Origin of the sequence: Streptomyces sp. NPDC001796 (assembly GCF_042892355.1) — a bacterium.
Taxonomy (GTDB): Bacteria; Actinomycetota; Actinomycetes; order Streptomycetales; family Streptomycetaceae; genus Streptomyces.
Genome location: NZ_JBIAUC010000014.1, coordinates 146221 through 162557, shown reverse-complemented (window position 1 = coordinate 162557; position 16337 = coordinate 146221). Strand labels below are relative to the sequence as shown.

Below are 16337 nucleotides of genomic sequence, written 5' to 3'. Positions count from 1 at the left end.
AGGCCGCCGTCCGCAGGAACGCCGGCGGCCGGTTCGTCGATGCGCGCCGTTGACGGTCGGGTATGTCGAAGCAACCGTCAGGACCTGCAACGGATTTGTGACAGCGACGCCTGAAATCGCCTGCGCGTGATTCCGTAAACTTTGCGGACGGCTGTACTCCTGTGTGATGTCCCTTGACCTATGAGGGAGTTGTACGGCCGTGTCGGCTGACGGGGGTGCTTTCTGCTGTGTCGATGATGCTGCCGGACGAGCTCGAATGGGTTCTCGAGATGCTCGGCTACCGCTGGCCGACGGCAGACGAGGACAAGCTCAAGGAGTGCGCCGCCCTGTGGCGGAAGTTCGGCGACGACGTCACCGAACTGCACACCGCGGCGAACGCCAGCGCCCGCCAGGTGGTCGCCCACAACGCCGGCGAGTCGATCGACGCGTTCACCAAGACCTACGCCAAGTTCGACGGCGGCGGCTCCGGAGGCTACCTCGCCAACGCCGCCCAGGCCGCCTACATCATCGCGACCGTGCTGGAGGCCTGCGCCTACCTCGTCGAGTTCGCCAAGTGGGCGGTGATCGCCCAGCTGATCGCCCTGGCCATCGAGATCGCCGCCGCCCAGGCCGCCGCCCCCTTCACCTTCGGCCTGTCCGAGGTCGGCGCGCTGGGCGCGACCCAGGCCACCCGGCTGATCGTGCGCCGCCTCCTCGACGAGCTCAAAGAAGCGCTGCTGGAGGCGATCGTCGAGGCGATGAAGGAGCCCGCGATCTCCATGATCGAGGCGATCATCACCGACCTGATCCGCCAGACGGTCAACGTCGGCTTCGGCGCCCAGGAGGGCTACGACCTCGCCACCACCGTCAAGAAGGGCACCGACAGCGCCTGGGACGCCATCAAGCAGACCCCGCAGACCCTCGCCGAGGGCGTACGCGACAGCCTGGGCGAGAAGGCCGGCCACCGCGCCCACCACGCCATCGACAGCCGCATCGACGGGCATGAGGCGTCTGGGAGTGAGGGCCGGGACGGCTCGAGCGACGGTGACGGGGATTCCGACTCGTCGGGGAGCGGCGGGGATTCGGACTCCACCTCGAACAACTCCTCCGACTCTTCCTCCTCGGACTCGTCCTCGTCCGTTTCCTCCTCCGACTCGTCCTCCGCCGACTCCCACTCCAGCTCCAACGGCTCCGACTCGTCCGGATCGGACTCCTCACCGTCGACGCGTTCGGACAGCGGCCCGGGCACGAACATAGGTGGCGGGATATCCGCCGACACCGGCGGCAACAGCATCGGCACGCCGGATCTTGGTGCAGGCCCCGGCTCCGACAGCTCCGGGTCGGACACCGGGCACGATCCTTCCACCTCGGACACCCCGACGCCGAGGCATACGACGTCGCTGTCGGACTTCGACGACCCCTCCCCCAGCGCACCATCACACAGCGCCCCGGACGCCACCGGCTCGCCCAACGCTCCCAGCACGTCAGGACCCACCGGCACCAGCGGCGGCTCTTCCCCGTCCGGTATCTCCTCACCGACACCGCACGCCGCACCCAGCCACGCCTCCTCCAGCGGTACGACATCCCCGGCGGAAGGCGGCAGCGGCGGCGGAATCGGCACGTCGATCGACAGTCTGGCCGCCAGCGTCCCCACCCACTCCAGTGCCGCACCCACACCGACGACGAGTGATCCGTCCCCTGCGGCCACCGGGGGCGGGGGCCGTGCGGATGGCGTCTCGGCCATCCCGACGCCTCCTGTCGCGCCCTCCACGACGGGCGGCGTGGCCGGTTCGCACCAGGGCGGGAGTACATCCGGCAGCGCCTCGCCCGCAGCGACCCCGAGCAGTCCGACCGCCAACTCGGGTGCGGTGAGGACCCCTTCCGCCAGTACCTCCGGCACGGCTTCGTCCACGGGAACCGGACCTGCTTCCACCCCGAGCCCCACGTCTCCGACGACACCCCGGAGCACTCCGGGCCCTACGGCGGACGGCCGGGTATCCGGCACGGCGGACGGCCGGGTATCCGGCACGGCCGACGGCCGGGTATCCGGCACGGCCGACGGCCGGGTATCCGGTACAGCGGACGGCCGCATACCGACCCAGCGCACGCCCGGGAGCACGACGCCGGGCGACGGCACCACGCCGCGCAACACGCCTGGTACGACGCCGGGTGACCGTACGTCCCCCCGCGACACCCCCGGCACGAGGCCGGGCGACGGCACCACACCCCGCCACACCCCCGGTACCGCCCCGGGGGACCGCACCGCCCCCCGCAACACCACGGACCCGGCCGGCAGCACCCCTACCCGTACTCCGGGCCAGAACCCGAGCACGAGCACCCCGAGTCAGAACCCGTCCCAGTCGTCGCCCCCCAGAACCAACCCGCCCACCGCGAGCACCTCCACGACGACGCCCTCCACCTCGGCCGGCACCGGGTCCGAGCGAGGATCGACACCGAGCAACGGCACCTCGAACTCCTCGAGTCCGAGCAGCCGTACCCCGAATTCCTCAACCCCGCCCGGCCCCGCCGACAGCCCCACCGCCCAGAGCACACCCGGCACGTCCGGTGCCCAGAACCGGCCGGGCACCGACACCGGCTCCGCCCCCAACAAGCCGCCCCAGGAGCCCGCCGGAACCACGCCCCGCACCCCCAACGCTCCACAGCAGCCTGCCGCACAGCCGAACACGCCTTCGCAGAACGCACCGTCCAGCAACCCGCAACAGCAACAACAGCACCACCAGGTGACGGCGGTCCCGATCCACACCCCCGTCCACACCCCGAGCGCCTCGGCCTCACCGTCGCACTCGGCAGGGCCTGCCACGCCGCACCACCCGGGCTCGCCCCAGGCCACTCCCGGCACCCCGAACCACCAGCAACACCCGCAGCAGGACAGCCTGGAGCACATTCGCGCCGACCTGGACCACTACCCGGGAGGCCTGTCCGAACCCGACCCCGCCGACCAGCAGGCGCTGGTCGACGCGGTGCCGCACAACGAAGACGGCACCCCGCAGCGCTTCCCGGACCCCTTCGGTCACTGGTCCCAACTCCAGAACGACGGCGGCAACACCGTCCCCGGACGCAGCAACAACTGCGCCGACTGCTCCCGCTCGTTCCTCGAGACCTGGTACGGAAATCCCCAGGTCTCGGCGCCCCGTACCCTCGACACCGACGAACACGGCAACCCCGACGTCTGGTCCCCCGAGAACAACGCGAACGACAACCAGATCCGCTGGACGGGCGCCGCCCACACCTACGCCGGCCCCGGTGGCGACCCCGACACCGCCGACAACATCGCCAACACCCTCCGGCAAGCCGGTCACGGCTCAGCGGCCATCGTCCAGGTCGACTGGCCCGGTGGAGGCGGCCACGCCTTCAACGCCGTCAACCACCACGGCAACATCGTCTGGATCGACACCCAGACCGGACAGGTCAGCCACGACCCCATCCACATCGACAACGCCGAGCACGTCTGGCACATCCCGCTGGACGCCGACCGGAACCCGATCGACACCAGCCAGCCTCACGCGGAGGACTCCGAGGGCGCCGAGCACGGTACGGACACACCTGAGGAGGGGCCTGGGACATCCCAGGGGCAGGCGGATACCTCTCAAGAGGGAACCGATCCTTCCCAGCAGGAGAAGGAGACGACGAGCGGCCCGACCGAGAAGAATCAGGCCCAGCCGCATCCATCGGGCGAGAAACCCGACCGCGCTCCCGCCGACGGCTCCGCGGAGGGGAAACCCCATACAGCCCGAGAAGGCACGTCCCACGCCGACTCACGGCAATCCCATGTGACCTCAGGAGGACGGGCTTCCGACGCAACAGGGACCACGGACTCGGCCTCCGTGCACCCCCAGGGCGAGAGCAGAAACAACCGAGCCACATCACCTGCACAGGGCGACGCGTCGGCGTCGGACAACGGCATTCGAACCGGCGGCACCGTCACACTCACCCCCGGTGCCACCGAATCGGCCCCCGAGCAGACGACGCCCTCACCGACCTCGCTCTCCGATGACGCTCATATGCGAACCGTCTCGGATGACGCGGTCCCGTCCGCCTCGCGTACGGCGCCGAACGATCCGACCATCGACCGCAGCCCCCAACAAGCCGCCCTTCCCGACTCCCGCGCAGGATCGATGCCTGCTGATCAGCCGACCAGCGGGAGCCCCGGGCAGAAGGAATCAGGCGACACACGTTCAGCAGATCATCGCCCCTCGACCGACCAGGCACCCAGCGCCTCTACTCCTGCCGCTTCTTCTCGCCCGGAGCGGGAGGTACAGGGAAATCCTCAGTCTGATCGCAGAGGGCCGGAGGCTCCCGCAGGCAGCGACGACAAGAGCAAGGGCGAAAAGGACAAGAAGGACGACGAGCAGGGCGAGAACAAGCCGAAGAAACCCAAGAAGACCGCAGCCGAGAGGGCAGCAGAGCTGGCCAGGGCGCGGGAAATTGCCAACACCCCACTGGACAGTGCCGGCCCCGAGGGGCATCCCGGTTATGGAGTCGTTCAGCAGGGCGACGGATCCTCGGTCCACCATGACATGCTGGGCGACGACTCCCAGAATCTGCTGCGCAGAGCCAACGACGTGGTGCAGACCGATCTTCACGCCATCGCCCAGCATCTCCACAGCTGGGCCGAAGGCGACCCTTCGCCATTGCTGCAGACCGTCCGGGAGGCTTCCCAAAGCGGCAGGCTGACCCAGGACCGGCTCAACGAGCTGTTGAAGCCCGGCTTCGCGGAGATGTCGCGGGAGGACAAGGCTGCGACGGTTGCCGCCATCGCACGCCTCAGCAGTGCATTCCATGATGCGCACGCCGTCGACGATTCAGGTGGCGCCGATCTCCACTCGCGGCACCAGGCCACGCGCGGTGAGCACCTGGATCCAGCTCCTCTCGCCCGCCGGTATGCCGCAACTCAGGACCTTGCGGACAAGGACGCGCAGGAGCTCGCGGAAGGCGGCGAGGCTCTCAACGAGAGCAATCAGCAAAAGAGCGAGCAGGAGATCAGACGAGAACGGCTCAACTTCAACAAGCTCTGGAACAGGCACGTCGGCGATGCACAGTTGAAGCGGGCCATTGAACAGGCCGTGAACGAAGGCAGGCCACAGGCCGAGATCGATGCCATGCGCGAGCATCGCCGCATGATGCGACCGGACTTCTCGGGTAAGAACTTCGCGGCTCTGGAGGTCATCGAACACAAGCCTGACGGAACCGCCGAGACCCACTACATCATCGACTCCTCAAGCCCACCGCTGGATCACTCGGAGCCCGTGCTCGGCGAAGCCTTCCGGCGACTCGATCAGGAGCACCCGGGCCGGTACGAAGCACCCATCATGTATACGGAGTTCGAGCCGTGCGGTGATCGAACCCACCCGGCCTACGCCAACTGCTCCGACTACATTGCGCATGAACTCGAGCGCCCCGCCGGCCAGGAGCTGAAGAGGTACCACGAGAAGAGTGACGAGGAAAAGGCGGCGATCCCTGAGCAGAAGAACAAGACGAAGATCGTCTACGGTGCCGGATACCGCCTGGGCGATCTGTCTCCCGACGAGATGGCCAGGATCAAGGGTCTTCCGCCCGAAAAACGAGCCGCCGAGATCGAGAGGGTTCGGCAGCAGGCCGTGGATGCCCGCAACGCCGATATGCACCGCTTCCGCGGGGAACTCGCGAGAGTCTGGATGAAGCTCGCCGCGAGCGCTGACGTACCCTGATCGGCCGGGTCTGATCGGAGTGATGCACAGTGTTTGCCGAGGAAGTGGATCAGCAGATCGTGAGCTGGTTGGCCAGCCCGCCGAAACACGCGCCCAAGCTCACATTGCGCGGCTCGCCGGGGGTTGGCAAGACGGCTCTCCTGTCCGGCCTGCACGAGGAGTTGCCCGGCTCGTTGTTCCTGGACTGCCGTGGTTTGCAGGCCGACCAGGTGCTCGGGCGACTCCTTGCGCACTTCGGTCTCCAGGCCAGGCATCGCCCCCTGGGTGACCCGCTGAAGGACACGCTGGCAGGTCTTCGCAAGGGCGGGATCCTGTTTCTTGCCAATGTGCAATGGGCGGGCACCTTGTACTCCTCGACCGAGTCGGAACTCATCGACCGAGTCGTCGGCGAGTTCAGCAGTATGGGCCGTGGCCATGTGCTTCCCGTCCTGGAGTTCGACGAACCGAGTGACCCTGCACGGCCGGAACGTCCCGACGAGGTTCTGCTGGAGGGAGAGCCCGAAGGCCCAGCTCCTGCAGCGCTGCTCGCCGAGCATCCCGCCCTCCGTTCCCTTGCAGCAACCGAGCTGCGTGAGGTCCCCTTGCGCGTTTGGCAGTTCATGGACACAGCGTTGGGTGGACAGCACACCGAGGACAGCCTGCGCCACATCGTGCAGCAGCGACCGGATGCCCTCCACGTGGCGCCGGGTGCCGACGGATCCCCTGTCGTGCGACTGGCGTCGGACGCACTCAAGAGTCTGCTCCGCAGGGCCGAGCCGATCACGGGCGCGGAGCAACTGGCCATCACCGAGGCCCTCCTCTCCGCGGTGTCCACAACGACCGCGGGCACAGCCGACGTGCGGATCGCCACATACGCCTGCCGCGCGCTCGCCGTCCATGCCGCGCTTTCCGGCATGCTGCCCCAGCTCATCGAGGAGCAGCCCGTCCTGGCGGCCGTGGCCGATCGCGTCTCGCTGCAGCAAGCGGTCGATCTGGCGTGGCCTGGAGGCCCTCCGGTGGGGGGTGTCGCCGCAGACGCCCACTATCTGGAGCGGGACGGTGTCACCCCCGACTCGCAGAGTGAGTGGCTGGCCTGGCTGCACTGGGCAGCCGTGAACCGCGGTCGCCGTGACTGGGCCGAGCAGCTCGAGTGCGCAAGCCCAGTGCCGCTGGCATGGCGCACCGCATGGTCGAAGTGGCGTCCCTACGGTGTGCTGGGAGCCCTGCCGGATCTACCCGGACCAACTCGCGGGGTGGACTTCGGCACCTATGCGGGCATCCCCGTCGCAGCAAGCGAGCACAGCGGCGTCTTCAGCCAGGAGGAACTCGAGGCGCCCTTGGCTGACGACCTCGACGACTGGGGGGACGACCAGGTGCGGGAACGCATTTGGCGGTTGTCCGATGGTGAGGAGTTGCTTCAGCCCAGGGTGGTCCACCAGTTCATCGGTGACGAAGGAGATGTGGAACGGACTGTGGGCAGCGCCCTCGAGAGCAGGCGATACGTCGCTTCGTCCGGAGCGGGCCGTCCTGACTGGCCGGGGCTGCTGATTCCCCGTAGCGGAGCCGAAGTTGCGGACGACGGGCGCTGGGTGGCGTACGGGCCAAGGGGCCTGTACGCCTTCGATGTTCTGCACCCCGAGGAACTGACGGCAGGGCCTGGGGTGTGGCAGCGGTCTCTCGTCCCGTCGGTCCGTTCCACGGCCCTGTGGCCCATGCCCCGCCCCGTTGCCGAACAAGGCGAAGAGCTCAACAGATGGTTCGCCGACACTTTCGGCGACCGCGCCCTGCGCCGTGTACCCGTCGCTGATCTACCGGCTGCGCTGACCGAGCCACAGGCACGCGCGATCATCTCCAAAGTCGGCTTTCCCGCCCTCGGCGGCGGAACCGCACCAGCCTTCCTGACCACCGTGACGCTCGACCAGACCGGTCTTGAACCCGTCGAACTTCCGCATTCCAGCGGCGCCGCCTACCTCCTGGGACACTGGCTCACCGAATCCGTGGTCCTGGAGGGCCGGACAGGTCGCATCCTGCTCGCCTCCGCCGCCGGACCGGAACTCCTCGGCAGCAGCCTGCCCCGGTTCATGACGCTCATCGGCCTGTACCGCATGCTCATCCTGAGCGACTTCCCGTTCCGGAGCGACGAAGGACGGGATGCCCGCCGCAGTGTCAAAGCCTGGGCGGGAGAGGTCGATCCCGAAGCCGCAGCCTCGTCGAGTTGGCAGGGAGCACTCGACGGACATCTGGACAACCTCTGATCGGCCTGAAGTCTCCTTGCTTCTTTGGCAGTTCAGGATCAGCCCCGACTCGCAGGATGAGTGGCCGGCCTGGCTGCACCGGGCAGCCGTGAACCGCGTCTGATCGGCCTGACGCAGGAGGTCCGCTTGCCGGCCGTAGCCGACTTCTACCGGGTCCGCATGAAGAAGTTCGATCGACGGCCAACGGCCCCGCGCAACCGCGGTCGCTGGTGGTGCGTCGTCAAGGAACATGATCCGCACTTCCGATGCCTCCGACCCTCGAACCGCCGAACTGCTCGAGGTCTGGAACCGCGTTCAGGCACATACCGAGCCCGCCGAGGCCGAGCCCCTCGTGCTCGACTGCGCACGCCGCCTCCTCGCCGATCCCGGTGGTGAGACAGCGCATGTGTGGGTGGCCGGGCTCGCGGAGATGGTCCCCTATCTCGCTGGTCGACCCAGCCCTGAGGCCGAGCAGGCGGCGGTCGAGGCGCTGCTGGCCGCTGCATCGGAATTCGGCGAGCGCAGTTGCGAACACGACGCGCACCCGTACGAACAGAGCCTCGGCGAGCTCGCCGAGGACGACCCGGGCTGGGCGGGGCTGCGCGCCCGGTACATGTTCGCCGATTCGCCCGGGCGGCCCCGCGGCGAGGCCGACCTGTGCCCGGCCAACATCTCCGGGATCGCCCGTGTCACCGCCGATACGATCCGCCCCTTCGCGGCCGACGGCATACCCGCGGAGGTGCCGGAGGACCACGCCTCGTCGGTGGACAGCCTGTCCTCCATCCTCTGGGACTATCCCGGCTCCGACCCCGCCACAGAACTCGAGGTGAATGCGGGCGGCGTGGCCTGGCTCTCCACCAAAGGCGCGCGAGCGGGTTACGTCATCACCCAGCACGCCAGTTGCTGGTACGCCGTGTACCGGGTCACGGAGCGGTCGGTGTTCGACGCGATGATCGAGGGCTTGGAGACGGTGCTGCCGATGCTCGGGGACCCCACGGCCTGCACACACGGCGACGACGAACATCCGGACCCCGAGTTCGAGTCGGCCGACATCGCCGAGATCGGCTTCAAGTTGCGCAGCCCCGGAGGCCGGTCCGAACTCCGGGACATCTTCGACACGTACCCACCCGATGCCTGGCTGTGCCCGCGCTACCTGCACGACCTCGCCGACGAGGCACTCACGGAGTTGCGGACCGCGCACGCGTCGAAGTTCGGCGTACGCGACACCAGCGCCCTGGACAGCACCTGTGTACTGCCCGATGGAACCCTGGACATCGTCACGTTGACCACGTACGTCGTCGACGGCGACGACTTCGACGAGCGTGCCGAGAACGTCGCCCTGTGGGCAGCCCGCCGACACCCCGCAGCACAGGATGCGCACGAGCAGCTCGTCCTGCTGCTTCTCGTCCTGTGGGTCACGCAGATCCGCGACCTGCCCTACGGCGTGGGCCGTGAGGTCCGCGCGCTGCTCCGCACCGTCGATTGCGCGCCGCCAGAGGTGGCCTGCCCGCACGGCGACGGACACCCGGGCGAGGACATCAGGCGCTGGAACAGCCGCAAGTTCGCGGCACACCTCCACCATCTGTACACGTCCGACGCCTTCCCCGCGCCCGGAGGCGCCTGGTCCGCCGACGTCTGGGGCTGTCCCCGCTTCCTCGCCGCCTGGGCCCGCGACCTCATCCTGGAGCTGAACGGCGAGTACCGGTGGATGGACCAGGAGGACGGCGAGGAGGAGAGCGTGTACAGCAGGGAGCAGTGACACACCCGCCGCGGCTTGCCTGCCCGCGGCACGTTCCGCGCGGGTCGGGCCGACCCGGTACCTCGTCAACCGGGAACGTCTTCGGCGCACTTGTCCCTTCAGAGCCCTTCACGCAGCTCGCTCCGGGTCCGACTGCCGCCTCCTGATGTCACTGATAACTTGCTGCTTCTGCCAGTTGACTCCATGGGGGAATCATGAGCCAGCCGCCGTTCCAACCACCGCCACAGCCTCCGCAGCCGCCACAGAACCTCTCCAACCCGTACGCCCAGCCTGTCCCGCAGCAGCAGCCGGGATTCGGGCCGCCGACTGCCCCTCGGCAGCCCTCGGTGCAGCCCGGGCCGCCGCCGGTTCCGGGGCAGCAACCGGTGCAGGCCGGGTTGCCACCCGTTCCGGGCCAGGCTCCCGTGTACAGCGGGCCGCCGCCCGTCCCAGGGCCGCCGCCCGTCCCAGGGCCGCCGCCGGCGCAACTGCCCTACCCGGTGCAGCCCGGACCGCCGTTCCAGGCACGCCCCTTCGGACAGCAGCCGAGCGCGAGCGGTAATCCGGTCGGCGCGGTCCTCCTGGGATTCTTCGTCTCGGTCGTCGTCTCGCTGCTCTACAGCGGTCTCATCCTGGCCACGTACAAGGATCAGTCGCTCACCACGGCCAACACCCTCTACCTGGCGCACGCGCTGCTGAACGGCGCGATTGTCGGCTCCCTCGTCGGCCTGATGGCTCAACAGAGCAACGGCGCCCGGATCGGTGGGGCCGTCATCGCCGCGCTCGGCGCCTTCTTCGGCTACGTCAACGCCATCCCGCTGGTCTTCGCCTGGGAGCGGTCGCCCATGGCCCTCATGGACCTGCTGGAGGCCGAACCCTTCTTCCCGGCCAAGGCCTGGTGGACCAGTGAAGCCCACGGTGGAGTCGACTGGTTCTCCCCACTGGGCCTGGTGGTCGCTGCGGCCGCGGCTTGGGGTCTTGCCTACGTGGTCGGCAACAGGCGCCGTCAGATGTGACTGCTCGTCAAGTGCCGGTCAAGTGCCGGGCCCGTCAGGGAAGTGCTCTCGCCTTGTAGGTCCGCACGGTGCAGCCCGTGCAGCCAGTCAGCCGAAGTCGTTCGTGCCGGGCGTGGGGCGGGTGCCGATCGTCTCGTCGTATGTCGGCATGTTGGTGCCGTACGAGGTGCGCGGGTCCAGTGGTCCGTCGCCGGAGGGCCGGCCGCCCGGGTCGAAGCCCGGGGCGGCGCCCGGGTGCCGGACGGGGTGCTGCTCGCCCGCACGCGGGCGCAGCACCGCGGGCATCTCACCGGGGGCGGCCTGCGTCGCCGTGTCCGTACCCGTCTTCTCGAAGTCCCGGGAGACCCGCTCGTCGTTCCACTCGTGACCGTTCGCCGACGACCTGAGATTGTCCCCGCCGGCCTGTACGCGGGCGTGCAGGCCGTCGAGAGCGGGCTTCCAGCTGGTGGCGATCTCCGTCAGGGCGGGTCCGATCGACCAGCCGGTGAGCGAGGCCCCCGCCGTGCCGGTCTCCTTGACCGCCTTGTCGGCGGGGTCCTTCATGGCCCGGGCTATGCCGTCGCAGGCTCCGGCGGAGGCACGGAGTTCAGCCGGGTCGACGTCGGTGCGCTGGGACACGTCGGTTCCTCTCGGTTCCTCGTCGGCGTTCAGAACTGCTGCTGCTTGACGCCGGGTGGGAGCATGCAGGGGGTGCGTACGGCGAAGGAGAGTTCTTGTGGCTCCGTCTTGCCGGAACCGACGGTGTCGGCCGAGACCACATAGGAGTTCTTCTTGTTGCGGGCTCTGAACACCGCCGACGCATAAGCGTTCTTGAACTCCCGGTACGAGGTGACCTCGTACCCTCGCTGAGAGAGTTCGCGGCGGAGTGTCCGCACGACGCGTGTGTGCTCCGTCACAGGGGCCGGGGAGTTGACGTAGTAGAAGAGGCTGTACCGGCCGTCCTCGGCGACCTCGTCGTTCTCCCCGATGCACGCCTCGAAATTCACCTTTTCCGTCGAGGGGGTGAGTTCGACATCGGTGAGCCGGGCCATGTACGCGGTGTAGTCCTTGGCCCATTTCACCGCGGCGTCCTTTTCCATCCGGGGCAGCGGAGCGTTCGGGTCGTCACCTTGAGACATACAGCCTCCAGTCAGGAGCAGGGCTGCGGAGACAGCCAGTACCGTGCGGAGAAGGGAGTTAAAGGCCGGGTACGATTTGAGCCTCCGGTGGCAGGTCCTCCTTCGGAACCTCCGTGGGCTGCTTCCCCGCGATGACTGCTCCCTGGTTGGCGAGGGAGTCGCTTCCCTTGTTCCAATAACCGCTGTGGCCGTGCGTGTCGACTTCGAAATTGTTGCCACCGAATTCTCTCCACATCGGGTCGGGGCCAAGGGTGAGATTGGCGGCGTGCTTGATTACGGCGTCGTCATCCGCCCCGCCGATCCATACGTGCTCCGGGTCCATCTGCAGATCATTCGCCTTGTCCACGGTCATCCCCGGACTGCCGACCACCACTACGTCGTCAGCTCCCAGACCGGAGCCCCCCGCCGCAGCGGCACCGACGACTGTCGAGCCATAGCTGTGTCCGAGGACGGTGGTGTGACTCGGCGACCCGTCGTGGGAGGCGTGCATGCCCGCCACGAACTGGCGCAGGTCTGGAGCGGCGTCCTCGGCCCGTCCGGTCCCGCCGACGCTGTTGAAATCGGTCGGGGAAGCCTCGGGGGCGTCGTAGCCGAGCCAGGTGACCATCGCCACGCTCTCGCCGTTGGACTGCTGCACCGCCGCGGACTGCAGCCTGCCGATGCGCTCGATCTGACCGGGCACGGCGTCCATGTTCGTGTTGGTGCCCGGCACCAGGATGCCGGTGTGCGCGGCGGTGTCCGGGTTCCCCATGGCGATGATGGCCCGTCCGTCGTCCTTGGAGTCGTAGCCGAGGAGGTACAGCTCCTTGCCCTTGGGTGCGGCGTCCGCGGCGTCGAGCCGCTCGTTGAGCACCAGCATGTTGTTCAGGCGCCTGTTGACCGTCTCCAGGCTGTCACCCGGGAACCCTTCGGCGTAGTTGCCCTCCTGAGCCAGATTGATCTCCTGGGCAAGGGTCGTGCGGTTGGCGTCGTCGCGTACGTCGGTCGGCAGACCATCGGTCGCGCCGATCTCCTTCGGATACAGCGTGGTGTAGGTCTGACGCTCCTCGGGGCTGAGGGCCTTCCACCACTCGGCAGCGGCCTTCGGGTCGTCGTCGGGGATCTGCGGAGGCTCTACGCCCACCGCCTTCATCGCGTTCTTGACGTCCTGGGCGGATTCGGCTGCCGCGTCATGGCTGAGCGGGTCGGTGAGGATGTCACCGTTCAGCTCCGCGAGGGCCTTCGCGCCGTCGTTGCTCGCCTTGTGCGCGGCGGTCAGGGCCTCGTCGATGGCGGAACGGTGCTCTCCCATCAGGGCACTGCGGTCGGCGACGATCTCCCGTGCGTCGGGGTCCTGGCGCGGCAGGCCGGTGGTCGTCGGATCGGTGACCCAGCCATCGCCGTCGACCTCGAAGTGGTCCTCCTCCGCACGCCGCACCGCGTTGCGGAGGTCCGTCTGGGCCTGCTCCATCCAGAACTTCGTAGTGTCCAGGACCTCGGCGATGGCCATGGCCTCCGTCTCGACCACGCCGATCCGCGATTCGACGTCCTCCAGGTAGAAGAGGGCCGCGTCGGCGTCGTCGCCCTTCCAGGACTGGTGCAGTGGTCCGGTGACCTGCCGACGGTGACGGTCGGTGAGGGAGTCCATGGTCGTCGACAGGTTGCGCCAGCCCTTGGCGGCGGCTTCCAGGTCGGAGAAGTCCTGTTTCATCAGCCGGGAGAAGTCAGAAGCCACGTCGGCTCCCGGTCGGCCGGCCCGAGTGCCCTTCAGGGCATGGCGAGTCCACCCAAGTGGACATAAGGCAACCCCCGTTGCTCCTGCTCACTCATGAGTTCGAGGCGCACAGCGTAGCCGACGATTTCGGCGCGGGATCAATCCCCAACTCCGCGCGTTCGTAGGCTATTTCGACCGATGTGGGCCGAAGCGCCCGTACCGTGCTGTGGTATCCGAGCGACTTCGCGTTCGGGCAAAGTCACCCCCGAACGTCAGCGCGGAGCGGACCGCCCTCCCCGGCCGGAGCCGTGCACCGGCGCATCCCGGTCAGCACGCTCGCGGTCCGGCTCCGCCTGCTGCCGCGCGTCCCACTCGCCGAACGCGGCCTTGGGCTACCGGGGTTCCGCGTACGTCTGGTCGTCGGCCGCCCGGCGCATCACGTGGAGCCGCTGGTGGACGGCCTCTGTGTTGCGCGGATGGTCGGGAACGTCCTTCCTGTCCGGCCGTGAGGTCAGTGAGTCAAACGAGGTCAGTGAGGTGAGCGAGGTCGATGAGACTGTGAGGTCAAGCGTCCGCCGAGGTCTGTGAGGTCAACGGGTCGGTGAGGTCGGTGAAAGGCAGCGGCGGCGTCATCCGAACTCGCTTCGCGCCCAGTCGTGCGTGCTCCCCGAGGTGCTCGAGGAGCTGGAGCGCGCCACGGAGGCGGTGGCTACGGCTCTGCGGGACGCCTGCATGGTGCCCGAGGAGCCGGAACCATCCGTGGCGGCGGAACCCTCCGTGGAGCCGGAACCCTCCGTGGAGGCGGTGGCCTCAGCGCCGCCGGACGCCTGCGTCGTATGGGCACTGTGCCCAGCGAGCGCGTCGACACCCCGCTGCACCCGGTCCCCGACCGCACCGCTGACCTTCTCCGTCGCGCTGTCCACGGCGTTGTCGACGTGCCCGGACACATCGGTGTAGTCGGCGAAGGTCGACCCCTCTCCCCCGGTGACCTCGTTCTTGAGGCCGTCCACGTACTCGCCGGCCGCCGTCCTGGCGACGCCCGCCGTCTCCCCGAGGTCGATGCCGGACCGCGCGTCGAAGTAGGTCTCGATGCTCTGCCGGCCGATGTCCTGCGCCATTCCGATGGCGGCCTCTTTGGCCTTGTCCTTGGCGGCGTCGACCACCTTCTCCTGGACGAACTGCTTGGCCTGCTGCTTGATCCGGTCCTTGGCGAACTGCTCGACCTTGTCCTTGGTGATCTTCTCGAGCTGCTCCTTGGCGATCTTCTTGAGAGCGTCCATGGAGGCGTGTTCCATGGCCTTGGTGATCGCCTCCATGACCTCCCTCTTGAGCTTGTCCAGCAGCTCCCGGACGATCACGCGCGTGGCCTGCGTCGCGCCCAGCCCGCCGATCTCGGACAGTCCGAAGGTGAAGGGTGCCGACGCCTGCGCCGCGATGATCTCCAAGGCGAGGGCGACGAGCTGCGCGATCACGGACAACTTTGCCGTGAGGACCGCCACCGCGGCCGCGTCGAAGGCGAGGGCGATCACTTCGCACGCGGTCTTCGCGTCGGGTATGTATCTGTCCTCGCCGTTCGCCCCAGTGTAGGCGCCCCAGGACTTGCTGAAGCCGTCGACGGCCGTGCCGACGTTGGCGCCGACGACGGTGCGGGCGAAGCTTTCGCCCCGCGTCTCGATGTCTTCGAGCGCCTCGCCGAAACTCCGCCAGGCCTCGGCGACCTCGTGCAGTGCTTCTTCGTCGGCCTCGGGCCAGCTGTAGCCGAGGAGGTCGAGCACCCAGACAAGCTCGCCGGGCAGTGTGAGCGACATGCCAATAGCCCCGTATTTGATTAGAAGTGGCCGGAAATCCCGTTCAGCAGGTCGCTGTTCGACGTGTCCGATCCGTCGTAGTCACGTGCCATGTCCTGCAGATTGTGACCGATCTGCTGGAGCCGTTTCGCAAGGCTGTCCATCGATGTGAGGATTCCGTCGCGAATCGGAGTGTAGATCTGGCCGAAGAGCTCCCCGAAGTCCGCGTCCTCCCATGGCTCCCCCAACCCTTCGAGGGTGTCCTGAAGCCCTTTGGAGGCTTTCGAGAAATAACCTCCGAGGTCGACGAAGTTCTGCCCCTGCTTTCGGAGCACGGCCGTGTCAACGTCAAAGGTGTCGAACTCCATCGCTCTCCCCCGGACTCCCCGTTGCTGCAGTTCGTATTGCACGACAGGCCGATACCTTAGACTCCTCGCGCACGACCCAGCCAGCCCGTCAGTCAAGAGATCGTCAAGTCGCCCGGGGGGACCAACAGTGCTGACAGCACAGCCGCGTTACGGCAGTACCGGGAGCCTGTGGGCGGGAAGACTCCTCGGGCTGGGACTGCTGGTCGTCGCCGCGGTCGTCGCCGCTCTGACCATTCCGGAACTGCGCAGCGAACTCGCCGGCGAGGGCACCGACGGAACCCTCACCGTTTCTTCATGCGAAGCGCACACGAAGTACCACTACGGCACCCACAGGCGTACTACGGAGCTGAAATTCAGCTGCACCGGAACCTGGGCGGCAGCACACGGTGGGGCGACGCACCAGGACGTGGCAGTGCAGACTTCGTCGCGTTTCGAGACCGGGACGAAAATCCCCGTTGTGCAAGTGGACGACACCTTCGAGCAGCCGCAGGACCGGGACCCCGGAAAAGACGCCGCGATTCTCGCGTTCTGCCTCTCCTTGCTGGCATTCGGCAGCTACTGCCTCCTCACCGGTTTCGGTACACGCAACGGTCCCGGCTTCACGGCGTCCTGGCAACGCCTGCCGGCCTCTGCCGTAACCGGCCCCGTCCTGGGCGGCATCTTCGCCCTGGGCGCCCTGGCAGCGCTCGTATGCTCACTCGCTCTGTGACGCCCGCA

10 protein-coding genes are annotated in these 16337 nt (G+C 68.0%); 5 read left to right on the top strand and 5 right to left on the bottom strand.

The genetic code is table 11. The annotated features are described in order from the left end of the window. Window positions 1-233: 233 nt before the first annotated feature. From ACFYZE_RS25805 to ACFYZE_RS25790, 4 genes are all read left to right on the top strand, one after another. Window positions 234-5687: a toxin glutamine deamidase domain-containing protein gene (locus tag ACFYZE_RS25805; protein WP_388998563.1), complete on the top strand. Its 5454-nt coding sequence runs from the start codon at window positions 234-236 to the stop codon at window positions 5685-5687. Between the two features lie 29 nt (window positions 5688-5716). Beyond that, window positions 5717-7921 (top strand): SUKH-4 family immunity protein, encoded by a 2205-nt coding sequence (locus ACFYZE_RS25800; RefSeq protein ID WP_388998560.1) that lies wholly within the window; start codon window positions 5717-5719, stop codon window positions 7919-7921. A 229-nt stretch (window positions 7922-8150) separates the two neighbouring features. Continuing rightward, entirely contained in the window at window positions 8151-9659 is a 1509-nt protein-coding gene (locus ACFYZE_RS25795; protein WP_388998557.1) for a hypothetical protein, read from the top strand. A gap of 479 nt (window positions 9660-10138) precedes the next feature. After that, on the top strand, window positions 10139-10654 hold the full coding sequence (locus ACFYZE_RS25790) for a hypothetical protein (RefSeq protein ID WP_388998554.1): 516 nt from the start codon (window positions 10139-10141) through the stop codon (window positions 10652-10654). Window positions 10655-10741: 87 nt separating this feature from the next. Here ACFYZE_RS25790 and ACFYZE_RS25785 read toward each other — a convergent pair whose 3' ends face one another. From ACFYZE_RS25785 to ACFYZE_RS25765, 5 genes are all read right to left on the bottom strand, one after another. Continuing rightward, complete coding sequence (locus ACFYZE_RS25785; protein ID WP_388998551.1) at window positions 10742-11272, bottom strand: hypothetical protein; 531 nt, start codon at window positions 11270-11272, stop codon at window positions 10742-10744. 29 nt (window positions 11273-11301) lie between these two features. Beyond that, complete coding sequence (locus ACFYZE_RS25780) at window positions 11302-11772, bottom strand: hypothetical protein (protein WP_388998548.1); 471 nt, start codon at window positions 11770-11772, stop codon at window positions 11302-11304. A 58-nt stretch (window positions 11773-11830) separates the two neighbouring features. Next, complete coding sequence (locus ACFYZE_RS25775; RefSeq protein WP_388998545.1) at window positions 11831-13486, bottom strand: alpha/beta hydrolase; 1656 nt, start codon at window positions 13484-13486, stop codon at window positions 11831-11833. A 608-nt stretch (window positions 13487-14094) separates the two neighbouring features. Continuing rightward, the gene (locus tag ACFYZE_RS25770) at window positions 14095-15273 is read right to left on the bottom strand and encodes a PE-PGRS family protein (protein ID WP_388998542.1); all 1179 of its coding nucleotides are present in this window, start codon (window positions 15271-15273) and stop codon (window positions 14095-14097) included. A 20-nt stretch (window positions 15274-15293) separates the two neighbouring features. Beyond that, window positions 15294-15620 (bottom strand): hypothetical protein, encoded by a 327-nt coding sequence (locus ACFYZE_RS25765; RefSeq protein ID WP_388998539.1) that lies wholly within the window; start codon window positions 15618-15620, stop codon window positions 15294-15296. A gap of 127 nt (window positions 15621-15747) precedes the next feature. On the opposite strand from ACFYZE_RS25765, the gene ACFYZE_RS25760 reads away from it, so the two are divergent. After that, window positions 15748-16329: a hypothetical protein gene (locus ACFYZE_RS25760; protein WP_388998536.1), complete on the top strand. Its 582-nt coding sequence runs from the start codon at window positions 15748-15750 to the stop codon at window positions 16327-16329. Window positions 16330-16337: the final 8 nt, after the last annotated feature.